The sequence below is a fragment of the Kitasatospora fiedleri genome (genome assembly GCF_948472415.1).
In the GTDB taxonomy this organism is placed as follows: Bacteria; Actinomycetota; Actinomycetes; order Streptomycetales; family Streptomycetaceae; genus Kitasatospora; species Kitasatospora fiedleri.
In genome coordinates, this window is the sequence record NZ_OX419519.1 from 6066066 (window position 1) to 6080258 (window position 14193).

Sequence of the window (14193 nt, forward strand, 5' to 3'; positions counted from 1 at the left end):
GCCGAGACCCGATCACGCCGAGACCCGATCACAGAGAGCAGCGTGTGGTTTCCATGTTGAGCAACAGCATCCTGTCCGCGCACCTGACGGACGGTCACCGTGAGTTGCGGGCCCGGGCGGCGGACCACTTCACCCCGCAGTGGCTCGACAAGTGGCGCACCGGGCCCGACGGCCGCCTGCGCCGCGAGACCTGGCAGGACCTCGCCGCGAACGGCTTCATGGGCGTCTCGCTGCCCCGCGACCTCGGCGGCCAGGGCCTTGGCCTGCTCGGCGCCCTGGTCCTCGGCGAGGCCATGGCCGGCGCCCGCGACGGCGGCATCGCCCTCGCCATGCACGTGCAGAACGAGATCGCCGGGGACTGGCTGGCCGCCGCCCGCGACCCGGCCCTGCGCGAGCGCTACCTGCCCGCGCTGCTGGCCGGGGACCTGGTCGCCTGCCAGTGCGACACCGACCCGTCCGCCGAACAGCCCACCACGGCGACCACCGACGGCTCCCGGATCGTCCTCGACGGCCGGAAGAAGTTCGTCATCAACGGCGCCACCGCCGACCTGTGCTTCGTCAGCGCCGTCCTCGACGGCGCGCCCGCCATCATCGCCGTCGAGAAGACCACCCCCGGCGTGCGGGTCACCGAGGTGTACGACAAGTTCGGCACCCGCAGCGTCGACTCCGCCCAGGTCGAGTTCGACGGCGTCCGGGTGCCCGCCGGGCAGGTCGTCTCGCGCAGCGGGATCAGCCAGCTGATGCGCTGGAACCGGGTGATGTCCCGGATGCGGCTGCTGATCGCCGCCGACGCCTACTTCACCCACCGCACCCTGCTCGACCACGTCACCGAGCACGTGCGCCGCCGCACCCTCGGCGGCCGGCCGCTCGGCGCCTGGCCGGTCAACGCGCACGCGCTGGCCCGCGCCCGGGCCCACCAGGAGCTGATGGAGGCGGGCATCGCCGACGCCTACCTGCGGGTCACCGCCGGCGGCAGCACCGTCCCCGAGATCGCCGAACTCAAGTGGTTCTGCGTCGAGCGGGCCAACGAACTCGCCACCCTCGCCACCGACCTGGAGGGCGGCGCCGGCTACATGTGGGACAGCCCCTCGCTGCGGGCCCACGCCCAGCTCCGCGGCTTCCGGATGTCCGGCGGCAGCCAGACCACCATGCTGACCATCGCCAACCACAGCATGGCCTGCCGCGCCGAACTCGACCTCGCGCCCGCCGGCCGGGACGGGGCCCGCCGTGGCTGACCCGCGGCGGCTCGGCGCCGCGTTCCTCGCCGCCTGCGCCGAACACGGCCGACGGCGCGCCGTCGTGGCCGGCGGCGACGCGCTCGACTACGCCCGGTTCGGCGCACTCGTCCGCGCCCGCGCCCGCACCCTGGACGCGCTGCTCGGCCCCGACACCGCCGACGTCGGCGTGCACGCCGCCAACAGCGCCGACTACCTGGTCTCCTACTACGCCCTGCTGGTGGCCGGCCGGCTGCCGTTCCTGATCGACGCCACCTTCGGCGCCGCCGAACTCGACGGCATCCGCCGCAGCTGCGGCGTCCCGGCCTTCCTGCACGACGCCGACCGGCCGTTCCCGCTCGGCGGCGCGCCGCGGGCGGTGCCCGGCAGCGCGCTGGCGCTGACCGTCCTGCCCGGCGGCCGCGGCGACGCGCCCGCGCCCGGGCCGGATACCGCCACCTGCCGGTTCACCTCGGGCACCACCGGCGCGCCCAAGTGCCTGGAGTTCACCGCCGACGCCGTCACCGCCGCCGCCCGGACCTGGGCGGCCGGCACCGGACTCGGCCCCGACGACCGGGTGCTCTGCCTGGCCGGCTTCACCAACGGGCTGGCGTTCAACACCTCGCTGCTGCCGGTCTTCACCGTCGGCGCCGAACTCCACCTCTACCAGGGCCTGCCCACCTCCGGCGGCATCGCCCGGGCCGTCGCCCGGGCCGCCGCCACCCGGCTGGTCGCCTTCCCGCTCGCCTACCGGCTGCTCGCCGCCGCCCCCCGGCCGGACGCCGCCGCGTTCGCCACCGTCACCCGGGCGGTCTCCGCCGCCGCCGTCCTCGACCCCGAGGTCCGGCGGACCTTCGAGGCCCGGTACGGCGTCCGGATCGCCGACTACTACGGCATCGCCGAGACCGGCCCCTGCACCTACGAACGCGACCCCGAGCGCACCGAGGGGCTCGGCACCGCCCTGCCCGGCGTCTCGGTCCGGACCGTCGACCTGCCCACCGGCGAGCGCGAGGTCCGGGTCCGGACCGACTCGATGGCCGCCGGCTACCTCAACGCCCCCGGCGCCCTGGCCGAACGGCTCGACCCCGACGGCTACTACCGCACCGGCGACCTCGGCCGGATCGAGGACGGCCGGCTGTTCGTCACCGGCCGGCTCGGCGGCCCGATCAACCTGGCCGGCCGCAAGATCGACCCCGCCGAGGTCGAACGCGCCCTGCTCGACCTCGACGGCGTCACCGACGCCGCCGTCTTCGCCGACACCGACGACAACGGCGAGACCGTGCTGCACGCCGCACTCGCCGGCACCGGCCGGCTCGGCCGGGCCGAGGTCGTCGACGCCTGCCGCGCCCGGCTCGCCCCCTTCAAGGTCCCCGGCCGCGTCACCTTCCTGCCCGCCATCCCGCGCTCCACCGTCGGCAAGGCCCGGACGACCGAACTGCGCCGCCTGGTCCGGGACGCCCGGGCCGCCGACCCCACCCCGCACGGACTGGAGAACCCCGCATGAGCACAGCCCACGAGGCGGCCCGCACCGACACCGACCTGCGCGCCGAGATCGAACTGCTCGTCGAGACCGCCACCGGGCGCGTCGTCACCGTCGCCGACCTGCGCGCCGCCGACGGCGAACTCGACCGGGCCGGCGTCAACTCCATCGGCTACATCAACCTGATGGAGGTGCTGGAACAGCGCTACGACGCCGTCATCGACCCCGAGGCCGACCCCGAGCACCTGTCCTCCGTCGACTCGATCGCCCGCTTCGTCACCGCCCGGCTCGCCCGCGGAGGCCGCGCGTGACCGCCACCGACCCCCGGGCCGCGCGGGCCGCCCTCGACCGGCTGCTCACCCGCCACGGCCTCGACCGGCCGGCCGACGCCGACGCCGACGACCCCGGTACCGCCGACGTCCGGAGCCCCGAGCGGGAGCTGGAACGGGCCCTCGACCAGGTCTGGGAGCGGCACCCGTTCGCCCTCGCCGCCGCGCTCACCGAGCAGGTGCACGGCGTCCTGCCGCTGCTCGACACCTTCGAGGCCGACGCCCCGCTGCTCGACGGCGTCCGGACCGGACGGGTCACCGCCGCGCTCGGCCTCTACACCCCGAACGCCCTGTTCAGCCTCACCGTCCCCGCCGTCCGGGCCGACCGCGACGGCGACCGGACCACCCTGCACGGCCGCTACCGCTACGCCGCCCGCGACGCCGAGACGGCCCTGGTCACCGTCCGGCTGGACGGCGCGACCCGGCTCGCGCTCGTCCCGCACGACGCCCCCGGCGTCCGCCCGCACGGCGCCGGACGGGCCGCCGACCACGGCTGGGCCGTCCTCGACGGCGCCGCCCCCGCCGCCCTCTCCCGACCCGTCGACTGGGCCCTCGACGGCGTCCTGACCGCCGCCCTCGACGCCCACGCCTGGGCGTTCGCCCGCCGCGCCCTCGCCCGGCCCGCCCGGGACGTCGCCGACCTGCGCCGGACCCTGGCCCGGACCGGTGAGGGCGTCGAGGCGCTCTCCACCTCCCAGTACCTGGCCCACGAGCTCAGCAAGCTGGAGATCGAACTCTCGCTGGCCGCGGCCGCCGCCCGGTTCGGCGCCGCCTTCAAGGACGAGGCGCCCGGCGGCACCGCCGCCCTCGCCACCCTGCTGAGCTGCGTCGACCTGCTGCGGCGCACCGCCCGCACCACCGAGGACATGGCCACCGAACTCGGCCTGGCGGACGCGCCCGCCGACCCCGACGACACCGGCCTCCAGGCCCACTTCGGCGGCCGGCGGGTGGTCGAGAACGAACTGGCCCGGCGGATGGGCCTGGTCCCGGAGGCGGTCGCCGCATGACCGCACCCGCCGTCCCCACCGCCGCTGCCGCCACCGCCGCCGTCCCCGTTCCCGTCGCCGTCTGCGGACTGACCGGCCGGATGGCGGGCGTCGTCCGGCAGGGCGTCCTGGCCGCCCCCGGCCTCGCCCTCTCCGCCCGCCTCACCCTCCGCGCCCCGGACCACCGGCCGGACCGCGACCCGGACCGCGGCCCCGACCGCGACCCCGACCCGGCCGCGCCCGTGGTGCACCGCCTCGCCGACCTGCCCGACCCGGACCCGGTCGTCGTCGACTTCACCGCCGAGGAGGCCACCGCCGACCTGCTCGACCAGGCCCGCACCGTCCCCTGCGCCCTGGTCATCGGCACCAGCGGCCTCGGCGACCGGCACCGCCGCCTGCTGGCCGAGGTCGGCCGCCGCCGCCCCGTCGTGGTCGCCGCCAACTACAGCCTCGCCCTGCTCGCCGTCACCCGCTTCGTCGCCGACCTCGCCGCCCACGCCGACGACAGCTGGGACGCGGGCGTCAGCGACCTGCACTTCGCCGGCAAGCGCGACCGCCCCAGCGGCACCGCCCGCCACCTCGCCGCCGCCTGGCACACCGCCCGCGGCCCCGGCGCCCCCGCCCCGGACGTCACCTCCTTCCGCCTCGGCGACGCCCTCAGCGAGCACCGCCTGGTCGCGGCCGGCACCGGCGAGCACATCGAGGTCCTGCACCGGATGGCGGACCGCCGCGCCTTCCTGCCCGGCGTGCTGCGCGCGATCCGGTACGCGGCCGCCGCCGGGCCGGGCGTCCGCACCCTGGCCGACGTGGTGCGCGACCCCGCGCCCGCACCGAGGTGAGCGCCGTGCGGCTGCTCTGGGACGAGGTCCGGCCCGGCGCGGCGCGGGCCGCCCACCCGCCCGGCGCCCCCGCCGGACCGGACGACCCGCACGGCGGCTTCACCGGCGCCGCCCGGCAGGACCAGCGGTACGCCGCCCGGCACGCCCTGGCCGCCGGCCTGGTCCGGCTCGGCCTGGTCCCCGACCTGCCCGACACCCACCGGCGGATCGGCCTCGCCGGGCCCGCCGCCGTCCGCCGGATCTGCTGGGACGGCGCCGCGCTCCGGCCGCCGCTCCAGTTCTCGATCGCCCACACCGCGGACCAGGTGGTGGTGGCGCTGCGCCGCGCCGACCCGCCCCCCGCGGGCCTGGGCGTCGACGCCGAGACCGCGTGGGACACCGCCGCCCGCAACCTGCACCGGTTCGGCACCCCCGCCGAACTCGACGCCCTGCACCGGGCCTGCGGGCCGGTCGAACCGCTGCACCTGTGGTGCGTCAAGGAGGCCCTGGCGAAAGCCTCCGGCCTGGGCTTCCGCACCCCGCCCAAGCGCTACCGGCTGCACCCCGCCGGCCCGCCCGGCCGGCTGGCCGTCGAGATCGCCGGCGCCGGCCCCGCCGGCCACCGCCGCCCCGCCCGCATCCGGGCCGGCACCCGCACCGCCACCGGCCGCCCGCCCACCGCCTGGGCCGTCGCCGACCTGCCGGCGCGCTGAACCCCGGCGGGCCGCCGCACCCCGACCGATCGAAGCCGACATGGGAGAAGGAAGACCGTGACCGAGGACGCCCCGCCCACCGGCCTCCGCCGACTGATCGCCGACCGGGCCGCCGACCGGCCGGAGGCCGTCGCCCTCCTCGCCCCCGACCGGGCCCCGCTCAGCTACCGGGCGCTCGCCCGCCGGGTCGAGGAGGTCGGGCGGACCCTGAACGGCCTCGGCCTGGGCCGCCCGCACCGGGTCGCCCTGGTGCTGCCCAACGGCCCCGACCTGGCCGTCGCGTTCCTCGGCACCGCCGCGTACGCCCAGAGCGCCCCGCTCAACCCGGCGTACCGGCGGCAGGAGTTCGCGTTCTACCTCGCGGACATGCGGGCCGACGCCCTGCTGGTCGAGGCGGGCGACGACTCGCCCGCCGTCGAGGTGGCCCGCGAGCGCGGCCTGCGGATCATCGAACTCACCTCCCGGCCCGGCAGCCCCGCCGGTGAGTTCGAGCTGCGCAGCGCCGGCCCGGCCACCCCCGTCCCGGCCGCGGACGGCGGCCCCGGCGGCCCGGACGACACCGCGCTGATCCTGCACACCTCCGGGACCACCGACCGCCCCAAGCTCGTCCCGCTCACCCACGCCAACCTGCACGTCGCCGCCCGCAACACCGGCGCCGCCTTCGCCCTCGACGAGCACGACCTCTGCCTCAACCCGATGCCGCTGTTCCACGCCCACGGCCTGACCAGCACCCTGCTCGCCACCCTGGTGCGCGGCGCCGGCATCGTCTGCACCCCCGGCTTCAGCGACACCGGCTTCTACCGCTGGCTGGGGGAGTTCCGCCCGACCTGGTACACCGCCGTGCCCGCCATGCACCAGGCCCTGCTGTCCGTCGCCGACCGGCACCGCGAGGTCCTCGCCGCGACCCGGCTCCGGTTCGTCCGCTCGGCCTCCGCGCCGCTGCCCGGCGCCGTCCTCACCGCCCTGGAGGAAGCCTTCCGCGCCCCGGTGATCGAGGCGTACGGCATGACCGAGGCCGGCTCCCTGGTCACCACCAACCCGCTGCCGCCCGGGACGCGCAAGCCCCGCTCGGTCGGCCTGCCGGTCGGCGAGGCGGTGGCCGTCCTCGACAAGGCCGGCCGCCCGGTGCCGGTCGGCGAGTCCGGCGAGATCGCCATCCGCGGCGCCAACGTCACCGCCGGCTACGAGGCCAACCCCGAGGCCAACGCCCTTGCCTTCACCGGGGGTTGGCTGCGCACCGGCGACGAGGGGCGGCTCGACGCGGACGGCTACCTGTACGTCGTCGGCCGCAGCAAGGAGATCATCAACCGGGGCGGCTCCAAGGTCGCCCCGGTCGAGATCGACGAGGTGCTGGCCGGCCACCCGGCGGTCAAGCTGGCCGTCGCCTTCGGCGTCCCGCACCCGACCCTCGGCGAGGACGTCGCGGTGGCCGTCGTCCCGCGGCCCGGCGCCGTCGTGGTCGAGCGGGACATCCGCGCGTACGCCCGGGAACGGCTCGCCGACTTCAAGGTCCCCAGCCGGGTCCACCTGGTCGAGGACGTCCCGCGCAGCCCCACCGGCAAGGTCCAGCGGCTGCGGCTCGCCGAACTCCTCGCCGCCGCCGGGGCCGCCGCCCCCGCCCACCGGGCCGCCCCCGGTGACCCGCTCGCCCGGCAGGTCGCCGCCGTCTGGGCCGAGGTGCTCGGCACCGAGGACTTCGGCGCCGACGACAACTTCTTCGACCTCGGCGGCAACTCGCTGCTGCTCAAGCGGGTCGCCGCCGCGCTGGGCGAGCGGCTCGGCCGGGACGTCCCGCTGCTGGCGCTGACCATGTGCCCCACCGTCGACACCCTCGCCCGGCACCTCGCCGACCCGCCCGCCGAGCCCGCCGGGTCCGCAGCGCCCGCGGACCCCGACCCCGCGGCCCGGGAACGCCTCGACCGCGGCCGCGACCGGCTGCGCCGGCAGCTCGACCGGCGGCGCACCGGCGCACCGAAGGAGAACAGCTGATGGAGCACGCCGACGACACCACCGGCCTGGAGATCGCCGTCATCGGGCTCGCCTGCCGCTTCCCCGGCGCGGACGGCCCCGAGCAGTACTGGGAGAACCTGCGCACCGGCACCGAGTCGATCACCTTCTTCACCCCCGGGGAACTCGCCGCCCGGGGCGTCCCCGAGGCGCTGCGCACCGACCCCGACTACGTCGCCGCCCAGGGCGTGCTGGCCGGTGCCGACCGCTTCGACGCGGACTTCTTCGGGATGAGCCCGAAGGAGGCCGACCTGACGGACCCCCAGCACCGGGTCCTGCTCCGGTGCGCCTGGGAGGCCCTGGAGGACTCCGGCCACGACCCGCGCGCCGTGCCCGGCCAGGTCGGCGTCTACGCCGGCACCTACTACAACAGCTACGTCGACCACGTCGACGGCCTGATCGACCCCGACGACCCCGGCGAGGTCTTCGCCCGCAACCTCGCCAACGAGCGCGACTTCCTGGCGACCCGGATCGCCTACAAGCTCGACCTGTCCGGCCCCGCCCTCACCGTCCAGTCCGCCTGCTCCACCTCCCTGGTCGCCGTCCACCTGGCCTGCCAGGCCCTGCTCAGCGGCGCCTGCGACACCGCGCTGGCCGGCGGCGCCACCGTCCGCGCCCACCAGCACCAGGGCTACCTGTTCCAGCCCGGCGGGATCTTCTCCGCCGACGGCCACTGCCGCCCGTTCGACGCCGCCGCCCAGGGCACCGTCGCCGCCAACGGCGTCGGCGTGGTCGTGCTCAAACGGCTGGAGGACGCGCTGGCCGACGGCGACCCGGTCCGGGCCGTCATCAAGGGCTCCGCGGTCGGCAACGACGGCGCCGAGCGGATCGGCTTCACCGCCCCCGGCGTGGCCGGCCAGGCCCGGGTGATCCGCGCCGCCCTGGAGGCCGCCGAGGTCGACCCCGCCACCATCGGCTACGTCGAGACCCACGGCAGCGGCACCCCGCTCGGCGACCCGATCGAGATCGAGGCGCTCGGCCGGGCCTTCGGGGCCCTCCCGCCGGGCAGCTGCGCGATCGGCGCCGTCAAGGGCAACATCGGCCACACCCACGCCGCCTCCGGCGTCGCCGGGCTGATCAAGACCGTACTGGCGCTCCAGCACCGGCAGATCCCGCCCAGCCTGCACTTCGACGTCCCCAACCCGGCCGTCGACTTCGCCGCCGTGCCGTTCCGGGTCACCACCCGCCTCACCGACTGGCCCGCCGACCGCGGACCGCGCCGGGCCGGCGTCAGCTCCTTCGGCATGGGCGGCACCAACGCCCACGTCGTCCTGGAGGAGGCCCCCGCGCCCGCCGCCCGCCGCGCCCCCGGCCGCCGCCGCGTCCTGCTGCCGCTCACCGCCCGCACCGCCACCGCGCTGGAGGCCGCCACCGACCGCCTCGCCGACCGCCTCGACGGCGCCGCCCCGCCCGACCTGGCCGGCACCGCCCGCACCCTGCAGACCGGCCGCCGCCACTTCGGCCACCGCCGCTTCCTGGTCGCCGAGGACACCGCCCGGGCCGCCCGCGCGCTGCGCGAGCGCACCCCCGGCACCGTCCGCACCGGCCACCACGACGGCACCCCCCGCGAGGTCGCCCTGGTGCTGCCCGGCCTCGGCGAGCAGCGCCCCGGCATGGGACGCGAACTGTACGAGGCCGAACCGGTCTACCGGGCCGCCCTCGACCGCTGCGCCGAAGGCTTCCGCCCCCACCTCGGCCTCGACCTGCGCGAACTGCTCCACCCCGCCGACACCGCCGACACCGCCGCCGCCGGGCCCGACCTGCGCCGGATGCTGCGCGGCCCCGCCGCCGCCGACCGCACCGAACTCGACCGCACCCGCTACGCGCAGCCCGCCACCTTCGCCGTCGAGTACGCGCTGGCCCGGCTCTGGGAGTCCTGGGGCGTCCGCCCGGCCGCGCTGATCGGCTACAGCATCGGCGAGTACACCGCCGCGCACCTGGCCGGGGTGCTGTCGCTGGACGACGCCCTCAAGCTGGTCGCCCACCGGGCCCGGCTGATCGACGGCCTGCCCGCCGGCGCCATGCTGGCCGTGCCGCTGCCCGAACGCACCGTCCTCGGCCTGCTCGGCGACGACCTGTCGCCGGCCGCCGTCAACGGGCCCGAGCTGTGCGTGGTCGCCGGCACCGACGAGGCGGTCGCCGCCCTGGAGGCCCGACTGGCCGCCGACGGCGTCGCCGCCCGGCGGCTACAGACCACGCACGCCTTCCACTCGCACCTGATGGACCCGATCACCGAGGAGTTCGCCGAGCTCGCCGCCGGGGTCGCCCTGCACCCGCCGACCGTCCCGTACGTCTCCAACGTCACCGGCGACTGGGCCGACGCCGACCTGGTCACCGACCCCGGCTACTGGGTGCGGCACCTGCGCCGCCCGGTCCGGTTCGCGGACGGCGTCCGCCGGCTGTGGGAGCGGCCCGGCCGGGTGCTGCTGGAGACCGGCCCCGGCCAGTCGCTGACCAGCCTGGCCCTCCAGCTGCGCCCGGCCGGCGCCGCCCCCGGCGTCGCCCTCGCCTCGATGCCCGGCCGGTTCGACCGGCAGGGCGAGGAGCGGTTCCTGCTGAACACCGCCGGCGCCCTGTGGGCGGCCGGCGTCGACCTCGACTGGTCCGCCGTCGGCGGCGGCGACGGCGCCGCCCGGGTCTCCCTCCCGCCCTACCCGTTCGAGGAGAGCCGGCACTGGATCGACCCGGCCCCCCGCCGGACCGCCCCCCGGCCCGGGCTCGCCCGCCGGGCCGACCTGGCGGACTGGTTCCACGCCCCCGTCTGGGAGTCGCTGCCCGCCCGCCCGCAGGCCGCGCCCGGCGCGCCGTCCTCCTGGCTGCTGTTCACCGACGAGGTGGGCGTCGGCGACGCGCTCGCCGCCCGCCTGCGCCGCGACGGCCACCGGGTCAGCACCGTCCGGGCCGGCCGCGGCTGGGGCGAACTCGGCGACGGCGCCTACCGGATCGACCCCGCCAGCGCCGCCGACCACCGCCGCCTGGTCGACCGGCTCACCGCCGACGGCGGCCCGCCCGACCGGACGGTCCACCTGTGGACCGTCGGCCCGCGCCGCCCCGTCGACGAGACCCTGCAACGCGGCTTCCACAGCCTGCTCCGGCTCGACCAGGCCCTCACCGCCGCCGCCCCCGGCACCCCGCCGCACCTCACCGTCGTCTCCAGCGACGCCCACGCCGTCCTCGGCACCGAACCCCTCGCCCCGGAGAAGGCCACCGTCACCGGGCCCGCCCTCGTCCTGCCGCTGGAACAGCCCGGCACCACCTGCCGCGCCGTCGACGTCTCGCTGCCGCCCGGCCGCCGCTGGAGCGCCGCCGACACCGACCTGCTGCACGCGGAACTGCTCGACCCGACCACCCGCCCGCTCACCGCGCTGCGCGGGCGCCGCCGCTGGGAGCGCACCCACCGGCCGGTCCGGGTGGAGGCCGCCGCGGACGGCCGCACCCCGCTGCGCCGGCACGGCGTCTACCTGATCACCGGCGGCTTCGGCGGCATCGGACTCACCCTCGCCCGGCACCTCGCCACCGCCGTCGCGGCCCGGCTGGTCCTGGTCGGCCGCACCCCGCTGCCGCCCCGCGAGGAGTGGGCGGCGCTGCTCGCCGACGGCCGGGCGGACGGCGCGGCGGCCGAGCGGGTCCGGGCCGTGCTGGAACTCGAAGGACTCGGCGCGCAGGTGATGACCGCCGCCGCCGACGTGGCCGACGCCGCCGCCCTCCAGCGGGTCGCCGACCGGGCGGTGGAGCGGTTCGGCGCCGTCCACGGCATCGTGCACGCCGCCGGGGTGCCCGCCGCCGGCCTCGCCCAGCTCAAGACCGCCGAAGCCGCCGACCGGGTGCTCGACCCCAAGGTCCGCGGCGGCCTGGCGGTCGACGCGCTGGCCCGCCGGCTGGCGCCCGACTTCACCGTGCACTGCTCCTCCAGCCTGGCGCTGACCGGCGGCGTCGGACAGGTCGACTACGTCGCCGCCAACGCCTTCCTGGACGCCCTGGCGCAGCACAGCGACGCCACCAGCGGCCCGCGCACCGTCTCGGTCAACTGGGACGGCTGGCAGGAGGTCGGCATGGCCTTCCGCACCCTCGGCGCGGGCGGCCACCCGGACGCCGCCGCCCCGGCCGCCCGCACCGGCCCCGTCGACCACCCGCTGCTCGACGCCTGCCTGCGCGACGACGACGCCGTCGCGGTGTACGCGGTGGCGCTCAGCGTGGCCGGGTCCTGGCTGATCGACGAGCACCGGATGGCCGGCAACGCCGTCGTCCCCGGCACCGGCCACCTCGAACTCGTCCGGGCCGCCCACGAGCACCAGAGCGGCGACCCCCGGGCGGTGCTGGAGGACGTCACCTTCCTCTCCCCGGTGGTGGTCGGCGAGGACCGGCAGCGCGAACTGCGGGTGGTGCTCGACAAGCGGCACGCCCCGGCGCGGTTCGCCGTGGTCAGCCGCGAGGGCGCGCCCGGCGGCGGGCCGGCGGGCGGCGCGGCCGGACCGGACGGCGCGGGCGGCGCGGGCGGTGCGGGGTCGGACGGCGGCGACGGCGACGGCTGGCAGGTGCACGTGACCGGCGCCGTCGGCCCGGTCGGCGACGACACCGCCCCGCCCCGCCGGTACGACCCGGCCGAGCTGGTCGCCCGGGCCGGCATGCGCGACCTCGGCGCCCTCACCCACACCGGGCCGATGGGCTTCGGCCCGCGCTCGCACTGCCTGCGCCGGGTGCACCTGGGCGAGAAGGAGGCGCTCGCCGAACTCGAACTGCCCGCGCAGTTCGCCGCCGACCTGGACCGGATCGCGCTGCACCCCTCGCTGCTCGACCTGGGCGCGGGCTTCCACGGGATGAACCTCGCCGAGGAGTTCCGCATCCCGCTCCGCTACGGCCGCCTCACCCTGCTCGCCCCGCTGCCGCGCCGGATCTACAGCCACCACCGCTTCCACGAGGCGGACCGCCGCGGCAAGGAGACCTTCACCGCCGACTTCACGCTGCTCGACGAGACCGGCCTGGAGACCGTCCGGGTCGAGGACTTCGTCCTCAAGCGGGTCGCCGACCTGGAGACCCGGCTCGGCGCGCTGCGCGACGGCACCTCCCGGGAGACCGCCGCCTACCGCTTCCCGCCCGCCGCCGCCCCGGCCGCCCGCCTCGGCGACGCCGGACCGCTCCGCGACCACCTGGACCAGGGCATCCGGCCCGCCGAGGGCGTCGAGGCGCTGCTGCGGCTGCTCACCGCCGGTCTCGGCCCGCAGGTCGCGGTGGTCGCCAAGGACCTGGACGCGGTGTTCGCCGACATCCGCGCCCACCGGATCGGCGCCCCCGGGCCGCAGGACGCCCCGGACACCGGGCGGCCGGACGGCGCGCTCCACCCGCGCCCCGGCCTGCTCACCGCGTACGCCGAGCCACGGGACGACACCGAGGCCGGGCTCGCCGAGCTGTGGGCGGACCTGCTCGGCCTGGAGCGGGTCGGCGTGCACGACGAGTTCTTCGAGCTCGGCGGCCACTCGCTGCTCGGCCTGCAACTGGCGGCCCGGGTCCGCCGCCGGTTCGGCGTCGACCTGCCGCTGAACACCCTGTTCGAGGCGCTCACGGTGGCGGAGCAGGCCGCCGCCCTCCGCCGCCGCCTCGGCACCCCGGCCACCGGTACCCCGACGACCGGCACCCCGGCCCACCCCCGACGACCGACGGCACACAGAAGCGGAGCACAGCACATGTCTGACATCCACACGGTCGGCGTGGTCGGCGCCGGCGTCATGGGCACCGGCCTGGCGCAGGCGCTCGCCCGGACCGGCCACCGGGTCCTGCTGGTCGACCGGACGCCGGAGATCCTCGCCGCCGCCGAGCGGACGGTCCGTCAGGGTCTGCGCTTCGCCGGGTTGCTGGGCGACCGGGGCCCGCGGGAGGACCAGCGGACCGTCCTGGAGCGGATCACCTCCAGCACCGACTACGAGGGCTTCGACGACGTCGACTTCGTGATCGAGAACATCACCGAGGACTGGGGCCTGAAGAAGGGCGTCTACCAGCGGCTGGACGCGATCTGCCCGGAGCGCACCGTGTTCGCCGCCAACACCTCGGTCATCCCGATCACCCGGATCGGCGCGGCCACCTCCCGCCCGGCCAACGTCCTCGGCATGCACTTCATGAACCCGGTGCCGCTCAAGCCCACGGTGGAAGTGATCCGCGGCCACCACACCTCCGCCGCGACGCTGGACGCCGCCCGCACCCTGCTCGCCCAACTCGGCAAGGAGGGAATCCTGGTGGAGGACTCGCCGGGCTTCGTCAGCAACCGGGTCCTGATGCTCACCGTGAACGAGGCCGTCTACCTGGTCCACGAGGGGGTGGCCGCCGCCCAGGAGGTCGACCGGATCTTCAAGACCTGCTTCGGCCACACCATGGGCCCGCTGGAGACCGCCGACCTGATCGGCCTGGACACCATCCTGCAGTCCGTCGAGGGCCTGTACGCCGCGTTCAGCGACAGCAAGTACCGGCCGTGCCCGCTGCTGGTGCGGATGGTCGACGCCGGACTGCTCGGCCGCAAGAGCGGCCAGGGCTTCTACAGCTACGCCACCGCGCTGCGCTGAGCCCCCGCCGCCCCGCACCCGGGCCCCTGCCCGCGCCCCCGCCCCCGCCCCCGCCCCGTTCCCGAGCCGCCACCGGCCCGACCGGGAAGCCCGAA

General features: G+C 77.2%; 8 protein-coding genes. All 8 read left to right on the forward strand.

From position 1 onward, the window contains the following. The first annotated feature begins 56 nt into the window (after positions 1–56). Genes QMQ26_RS27500 through QMQ26_RS27535 form a run of 8 tightly spaced genes read left to right on the forward strand, consistent with a single transcriptional unit; the run spans position 57 to position 14098 of the window. Entirely contained in the window at positions 57–1235 is a 1179-nt protein-coding gene (locus tag QMQ26_RS27500; protein ID WP_282203057.1) for an acyl-CoA dehydrogenase family protein, read from the forward strand. After that, the gene (locus tag QMQ26_RS27505; RefSeq protein ID WP_282203058.1) at positions 1228–2718 is read left to right on the forward strand and encodes a class I adenylate-forming enzyme family protein; all 1491 of its coding nucleotides are present in this window, start codon (positions 1228–1230) and stop codon (positions 2716–2718) included. Before QMQ26_RS27500 ends, QMQ26_RS27505 begins: the two co-directional genes overlap by 8 nt. After that, complete coding sequence (locus tag QMQ26_RS27510; RefSeq protein ID WP_282203059.1) at positions 2715–3005, forward strand: hypothetical protein; 291 nt, start codon at positions 2715–2717, stop codon at positions 3003–3005. The genes QMQ26_RS27505 and QMQ26_RS27510 overlap by 4 nt, the downstream gene beginning before the upstream one ends. Continuing rightward, positions 3002–4030 carry an acyl-CoA dehydrogenase middle domain-containing protein gene (locus QMQ26_RS27515; RefSeq protein ID WP_282203060.1) on the forward strand — a complete coding sequence of 343 codons (1029 nt, stop codon included), beginning with the start codon at positions 3002–3004 and terminating at the stop codon, positions 4028–4030. The genes QMQ26_RS27510 and QMQ26_RS27515 overlap by 4 nt, the downstream gene beginning before the upstream one ends. Beyond that, positions 4027–4848 carry a 4-hydroxy-tetrahydrodipicolinate reductase gene (locus QMQ26_RS27520; protein WP_282203061.1) on the forward strand — a complete coding sequence of 274 codons (822 nt, stop codon included), beginning with the start codon at positions 4027–4029 and terminating at the stop codon, positions 4846–4848. The genes QMQ26_RS27515 and QMQ26_RS27520 overlap by 4 nt, the downstream gene beginning before the upstream one ends. Positions 4849–4853: 5 nt before the next feature. Then, on the forward strand, positions 4854–5540 hold the full coding sequence (locus QMQ26_RS27525; RefSeq protein WP_282203062.1) for a 4'-phosphopantetheinyl transferase family protein: 687 nt from the start codon (positions 4854–4856) through the stop codon (positions 5538–5540). Between the two features lie 57 nt (positions 5541–5597). Next, the gene (locus QMQ26_RS27530) at positions 5598–7529 is read left to right on the forward strand and encodes a non-ribosomal peptide synthetase (protein WP_282203063.1); all 1932 of its coding nucleotides are present in this window, start codon (positions 5598–5600) and stop codon (positions 7527–7529) included. Next, the gene (locus QMQ26_RS27535) at positions 7529–14098 is read left to right on the forward strand and encodes a type I polyketide synthase (protein ID WP_282203064.1); all 6570 of its coding nucleotides are present in this window, start codon (positions 7529–7531) and stop codon (positions 14096–14098) included. The genes QMQ26_RS27530 and QMQ26_RS27535 overlap by 1 nt, the downstream gene beginning before the upstream one ends. The last annotated feature ends 95 nt before the right edge of the window (positions 14099–14193 follow it).

Excerpts from the sequence above, each read along its gene's own strand:
- QMQ26_RS27510 (WP_282203059.1), top strand. The coding sequence starts at position 2,715 with ATGAGCACAGCCCACGAGGCGGCCCGCACCGACACCGACCTGCGCGCC.
- QMQ26_RS27520 (WP_282203061.1), top strand. The coding sequence starts at position 4,027 with ATGACCGCACCCGCCGTCCCCACCGCCGCTGCCGCCACCGCCGCCGTC.
- QMQ26_RS27535 (WP_282203064.1), top strand. The coding sequence starts at position 7,529 with ATGGAGCACGCCGACGACACCACCGGCCTGGAGATCGCCGTCATCGGG.